Annotated in this window: 6 protein-coding genes; 2 read left to right on the top strand and 4 right to left on the bottom strand. The window is 36.8% G+C overall.

Features of this window, described 5'->3' with window-relative positions:
• Nucleotides 1-89: 89 nt before the first annotated feature.
• Together FC46_RS09375 and FC46_RS09370 are read left to right on the top strand one after the other, a co-directional pair.
• Complete coding sequence (locus FC46_RS09375) at nucleotides 90-557, top strand: hypothetical protein (RefSeq protein WP_157046825.1); 468 nt, start codon at nucleotides 90-92, stop codon at nucleotides 555-557.
• 297 nt (nucleotides 558-854) lie between these two features.
• Nucleotides 855-2,276 carry an ISL3 family transposase gene (locus FC46_RS09370; RefSeq protein ID WP_057800099.1) on the top strand — a complete coding sequence of 474 codons (1,422 nt, stop codon included), beginning with the start codon at nucleotides 855-857 and terminating at the stop codon, nucleotides 2,274-2,276.
• Between the two features lie 119 nt (nucleotides 2,277-2,395).
• On the opposite strand, the gene rfbD is transcribed toward FC46_RS09370, so the two are convergent.
• From rfbD to rfbB, 4 genes are read right to left on the bottom strand one after another with little or no spacing between them, the layout of a single operon-like run.
• The gene (gene rfbD / locus FC46_RS09365; protein WP_057800097.1) at nucleotides 2,396-3,382 is read right to left on the bottom strand and encodes a dTDP-4-dehydrorhamnose reductase; all 987 of its coding nucleotides are present in this window, start codon (nucleotides 3,380-3,382) and stop codon (nucleotides 2,396-2,398) included.
• Between the two features lie 16 nt (nucleotides 3,383-3,398).
• Nucleotides 3,399-4,007, bottom strand: coding sequence for a dTDP-4-dehydrorhamnose 3,5-epimerase (gene rfbC / locus FC46_RS09360; RefSeq protein WP_057800094.1), 609 nt, complete (start codon nucleotides 4,005-4,007; stop codon nucleotides 3,399-3,401).
• A 21-nt stretch (nucleotides 4,008-4,028) separates the two neighbouring features.
• Complete coding sequence (rfbA, locus tag FC46_RS09355) at nucleotides 4,029-4,913, bottom strand: glucose-1-phosphate thymidylyltransferase RfbA (RefSeq protein ID WP_057800093.1); 885 nt, start codon at nucleotides 4,911-4,913, stop codon at nucleotides 4,029-4,031.
• 3 nt (nucleotides 4,914-4,916) lie between these two features.
• On the bottom strand, nucleotides 4,917-5,954 hold the full coding sequence (gene rfbB, locus FC46_RS09350; RefSeq protein WP_057800091.1) for a dTDP-glucose 4,6-dehydratase: 1,038 nt from the start codon (nucleotides 5,952-5,954) through the stop codon (nucleotides 4,917-4,919).
• Nucleotides 5,955-6,166: the final 212 nt, after the last annotated feature.

Genomic DNA, 6,166 nt, shown 5'->3' with positions numbered 1-6,166 from the left:
TAGATAACATCTATCAAGCTGCATAAAGTGTCCAACTTATTATTGCAATTTGCGTTATAGATTTAGAAAATAAAAATAGCGAAAAAAATATGAAGGTATTACGTGATTATGCTATGCATACTAGCATTCCAATGACACAAGCCGAAATCACTACTAAGATCAATTATAAAGCAAAACCACAAAATACGATTGCATCTACTCTGTCAATTTTTATTAATGCTAATGAAATGGATCTGCATAGTTTAAGTAAATTTGATAAAAGTGTCATTAGCAATTGGGAAAATAACAAGTTAAATATTGTACCAGAAATAAAAGACGCTTGGAGAAACACCAAAATTTTTTCTAAAAATGTATTTACTAATTATTTAGATAAATACCTATGTGATAATTTATGTGATTTGGTAAAATCAGATAGAAATTTATGGGAACATACATTAATTCCTCGATCAGCAACTGGTATCACATATCAACCTAAGAATTCATTTCCTCAAGATTCGATTATAATGGATCACGATGCTTTATCTTTTTGCATTCAATGTATATTAGATATGGACTAATTGAGTACAATACCATCCGATTAAAAATTTTAGTTACTATTTTCAAATTTATTGTTTTTTGAGACTATGAGCAATTAATTTAGGTTGATTAATCTGTATAATATTTGATTATTTCATAAGAAAGCCCAATCTTCATAACTTAATAGAATAAAATATACAGCTTGTAACAACAAAAAATGCTGCTCAGTATATTTCATGTGTAAAACCATTTTAGTTTCTTATTAATTTAGACAAAAAAAGAGGACTTCCTCTATAATGTTAGTTACCACACAATACATTAAAAAGAGGTCCTCTTACATGAATTATACCGAAACTAACACCACCACTCAAGAATACTTTGTTCCTGAATGTGGTGTTTTATTTTTTGATTCTGGAATACCCGAATTTAAACAAACTGAGATAGCCTCTTCTTTAACAAAGCATGTTAACTTTGGCACTAGACGCTTTCCTCGTATACGTGAAATTAAACTTTTAGTGTTTTCAGGGATACTGGATATCAGCTCTGATAAGGTTTGTCCAAAATGCGCAAAGAAAATGGTCAAAAACGGTTCTCTCACAGTTACGCTCAATCATGTACCTATTGGTGAGATGCGTTCTCTTATTCGTGTCTCTTATCCACGTTTACGTTGCTTAAACAATGACTGTTCTTTCAGTTCTTGGTCACCAAAAATTCCTTTTAAGGATAAAAGACATCGGATTACCAGGGCATTAAAGGATTACACAATTAGCCTACTTGAGTGGGGAATGACTCTTAAGACGGCTGCTTTTATTACTGGTTTAGATAAAATGACTGTTAAGTCTATCCATAAAGAACTATTAAAGAAAAAATTTACAGTCAATGATAAGCTTATCAAACCTGAGAGACAAGCTAACTACCTAGCAATAGATGAATTCAAGCTTCATAATGGCTATAAATATGCGACAGTAATTATTGATCTGGAAACTGGCCACATACTTTATCTAGCTCATGGCAAGAAAAAGGCTGTTGTATATGACTTCATTAAACATGTTGGTCAAGAATGGATGGCTAAAGTCAAAGCAGTTAGCTGCGATATGAATTCTAATTTTGAAGAAGCTTTTAAAGAGAAGTGTCCAGCCATCGACATAGTCTATGATCACTTCCACATTATCAAAAACTTTAATGATAAAGTCATTACCGCAGTGCGCAAAGATGAGCAGAGACGACTAATTGAAGAAGGTAAAGATGAAGAAGCTGCTCACCTTAAGAAGACAAAATATATCTTCATGTCCAAACGCTCAACTTTAATTCAAAAAGATAACGATGCTAGTGCCGGCAAACTAGTCTCAAAGGCTGGTCAACTATTCAATAAGCCTGAATTTAAAGCCAAAGGTGGTAATGAAGATCGTTACGAGAACTTACTAGAAGAAAATAAGCTGTTCTTTACAATCGATTTCGTAAAAGAACAGCTTGATGAAGCATATAAATCAACTAATGAAGTTGAAATGTGTGTTAGAATCCAAGAAATTATTGATATCTGTAAAGATACAAATAATAACCGTTTTAGCTGGTTTGCTCGTTTATTGGAGAATCATCTTCAAGGAATCTACACATTTGCCAGGTATCATATTTCAACAGGAAAATTAGAAGGCATCAATAACAAAATCAAAACTGAACGTAGACAAGGATATGGTTATCCAGATGATGAATATTTCTTCTTGCGTTTGATGGAATGTAGCAGAAAGAAAACAAGATATTGAAGCCCTATTTACACACGAAATTATATAGACCCATAATTTTTTCAGTGTATCTATCAAAAAAATCGACCTAGCAAACATACTAGATCGATTTAAAAAATAAAATTATTTAGCTTTAAATTCTACTTTTTCAATTCGTCAAAAAAGCCGTCTTTTCTCAAGATTTCAAGGTATCTCTTCACAGCATCTGTCCAAGTTGGAAGTGGCTCAAAGCCATTTTCTTCAAGCTTACTCTTATCAAGGCGGGAATTAAATGGACGAACTGCCTTTGACAAACCGTATTCAGCAGTAGTTACAGGAGTAACTTTAGTCTTGTAACCTGCTTGACGGTAGATTTCTTTAGTAAAGTCATACCAAGAAATGTAGCCAGTCTTAGTACCATTTGCGTCATAGCCACTTTCAGTTGCTGGTAACTCTGCGTTAGTTGCGTGGTAGTAACCATACTTATCGGTCTCGACCATATCCACAAGTAAACGAGCTAAGTCAAAAGTGTAAGTTGGCGTACCTATTTGGTCGTTAACCACCTTAACTTCATCGTGGGTAGAACCAACCTTAAGCATTGTCTTAATGAAGTTAGAACCATTAACGCCGAAGACCCAAGCAATTCTAACGATAAAATACTTGTCTAAAGTATTAGCGACTGCCTCTTCACCGCCAAGCTTAGTTTCACCATAAACATTCAAAGGCTTATATCCCTTAAAGTCAGGTTTCCATGGCTTAGTACCTTGTCCATCAAAGACGTAATCAGTTGAGAGATAAACCATTGGTACATCAAGTTTCTTAGCAACATTTGCAATATTTTGTGTACCATCAACGTTAACTCTGCGAACTGCTGCCACCTTATCATCATCTTCAGCCATATCAACTGCAGTCCATGCAGCACAGTGGATAATTACATCTGGATTAACTTCAGTAATCACCTTATCCACAGCATCTTTGTCAGTAATGTCTAAAGAAATGTATGGCATCTTAGTTACGCTAGTACCATCAGAAACACCACTATATTCAGGAGCAAGATCTGAACCTACACCTTCATAGCCGCGCTTTGCTAATTCATTCATCACATCATGGCCAAGTTGACCATTAACCCCAGTTACAAAAGCTTTCATTAATTTGCCTCACTAATTAAAACTTGAAAGTATCCTTTAAGCCAAGCCATTCTTGATCACGTTCTGCCATGTTCAACTTAGTACCATCATCTAAAGTATAACCACTGGCATCTGCGCTACCTGGGTAATCACCCTTAAGGTGTGGCCATTCAATGCCAATTTCTGGATCATTCCAAGCCATACCACCTTCATCATTTGGATGCCAGAAGTCGTTAACTTTGTAACAAAATTCAGCGATATCACTTAAAACAAGAAAACCATGTGCAAAACCTTGTGGAATTAAGAATTGCTTCTTGTTTTCAGCAGTTAACTCAACACCATACCACTTGCCATAAGTCTTTGATTCACTTCTAAGGTCAACTGCAACGTCGAATACACTACCGCGAACTGCACGAACCAACTTAACTTGTGGATAATGCTTTTGGAAGTGTAAACCACGAAGTACACCCTTAGTTGAGCTTGATTGATTGTCTTGTACGAAGTTAATGCTAAAGCCGGCGTCCATCATGTCTCTTTGGTTAAAAGTTTCCATGAAGTATCCACGATCATCCCCATGAACAGTTGGGGTGATTACTGCTAAACCTTCAATTCCACCGACATTCTTTTCAACTTTAATTTGTCCCATTATAGTTCTTCTTCCTAAAAATTAATAACGTAATTTACCTTCAGCAACAGACTTCAAGTGTTGACCATATGGACTCTTGCCATAATGCTCTGCTGCTTCAAGCAATTGGTCTTTACTGATCCATTTGTGAATGTATGCAATTTCTTCAGGAGCTGATACTGAAACGCCTTGGCGCTCTTCAACCATCTTAACGTAGTTCGATGCATCAACTAAGCTGTGCATTGTCCCGGTATCAAGCCAGGCATAGCCTCGACCTAATAGTTGAACATCTAAGTTACCTTCTTGAAGATACATATCATTCAAGCTAGTAATTTCAACTTCTCCGCGCGCACTTGGCTTAACTTGCTCAGCCTTTTCACTAACGCCAGCTGGGTAGAAGTAAAGGCCAGTCACTGCATAGTTGCTCTTAGGATTTTCAGGCTTTTCTTCAATAGAAATTGCCTTGCCATTTTCATCAAAATCAACAACACCAAAGCGTTCTGGGTCGTTAACATAGTAGCCAAAGACGGTAGCGCGACCATCTTGGGCGTCTTGAGCAGCTTGATTAAGCAAACGAGTAAAGCCATTGCCGTAGAAAATATTGTCACCCAAAATCATGGCACAAGGTTCGCCATTAATGAACTCTTCACCTAAGGTAAATGCTTGAGCTAAGCCATCAGGACTGGGTTGAACCTTGTATGATAACTTAATGCCAAATTGTGAACCATCACCAAGCAATTCTTCAAAGCGTGGAGTATCAGCTGGCGTAGAAATAATCAAAATATCCTTAATCCCTGCTAACATCAAAGTTGATAAAGGATAGTAAATCATTGGTTTATCATAGACAGGCAATAATTGCTTACTGGTTACTAAAGTTAACGGATAAAGACGAGTGCCAGAACCACCCGCTAAAATAATTCCCTTCATAAGTTAGTCCTTGTCTAAAACCTTTCTGTCGCCATACATTTCTTCGTAGTAATTTTGGTAATCACCAGAGATAATGTTTTCCCACCATTCTTTGTTATCGAGATACCATTGAATAGTCTTCTTGATACCATCTTTGAACATTGTTTCTGGAAGCCAGCCAAGTTCGTTGTGGATCTTTTCTGGATCAATGGCGTAGCGGCGGTCATGCCCCTTACGGTCAGTAACGTGTTCAATTAATGAGTATGGCTTATCTAAGTAGTCACAAATAAGCTTGACAATGGCGATGTTGTGCATTTCGTTATGACCACCAATGTTGTAGACTTCACCAGGCTTGCCGTTTTCCAAAATCAGATCAATTGCCTTACAGTGATCTTCAACGTAGAGCCAGTCACGGACGTTTTCACCATCACCATAGACTGGCAACTTTTCATTGTTTAAAGCGCGTTGAATCATCAATGGAATCAACTTCTCTGGGAATTGGTATGGGCCATAGTTGTTAGAACAACGTGAAATAGTTACTGGCAAATTATAAGTTCTGCCATATGCTCCAACGAGTAAGTCCGCACTAGCCTTACTTGATGAATAAGGGCTAGAAGTATGAAGTGGTGTGTCTTCGTGGAAGAAAAGATCTGGACGATCAAGTGGTAAATCACCATATACTTCATCGGTTGATACTTGGTGGAATCGCTTGATACCGTACTTGCGGCAAGCATCCATTAAGACTGAGGTACCAATAATGTTAGTTTCAAGGAAAATCTCTGGATTTTCGATTGAACGGTCAACGTGGCTTTCTGCAGCAAAGTTAACAACTACATCGGGCTTTTCTTCTTCGAATAACTTGTAAACACCAGCGCGATCGCAGATATCCAACTTAACAAACTTGAAGTTAGGATTATCCATCACGTCCTTCAAGGTTGATAAATTACCTGCGTAGGTCAATTTATCTAAGCAAATAATTTCGTAATCTGGGTGCTTCTTCATCATATAAAAAATGAAGTTTGAGCCAATAAAACCAGCCCCACCAGTAACAATAACTTTCATATGTTCCTAATTCCTCCGTATACTCAAAATTCGATTCATAAGAATTATAGAGCATTACGTTACGTCACCTTCAAGAGGGTGAAACACTTTTTATTAACTGTTTATTTTCTAAGAAAAATGCAAAAGCGCTCAAAACCTTATCTCTGTTGGTTTCCTATTTTGTAAGCGTCTAAAAATAAGGTACCTATCTTAGCTCCGTTTTCTGTCATATA

The sequence above is a fragment of the Lactobacillus kalixensis DSM 16043 genome, assembly GCF_001434335.1.
Classification (GTDB): domain Bacteria; phylum Bacillota; class Bacilli; order Lactobacillales; family Lactobacillaceae; genus Lactobacillus; species Lactobacillus kalixensis.
This window is presented reverse-complemented; position numbering and strand designations above follow the sequence as displayed.

Coding starts and splice junctions, on each gene's coding strand:
- rfbD (WP_057800097.1), bottom strand. CDS start 3,382: ATGAAAGCTTTTGTAACTGGGGTTAATGGTCAACTTGGCCATGATGTG.
- FC46_RS09370 (WP_057800099.1), top strand. CDS start 855: ATGAATTATACCGAAACTAACACCACCACTCAAGAATACTTTGTTCCT.
- rfbA (WP_057800093.1), bottom strand. CDS start 4,913: ATGAAGGGAATTATTTTAGCGGGTGGTTCTGGCACTCGTCTTTATCCG.
- FC46_RS09375 (WP_157046825.1), top strand. CDS start 90: ATGAAGGTATTACGTGATTATGCTATGCATACTAGCATTCCAATGACA.
- rfbB (WP_057800091.1), bottom strand. CDS start 5,954: ATGAAAGTTATTGTTACTGGTGGGGCTGGTTTTATTGGCTCAAACTTC.
- rfbC (WP_057800094.1), bottom strand. CDS start 4,007: ATGGGACAAATTAAAGTTGAAAAGAATGTCGGTGGAATTGAAGGTTTA.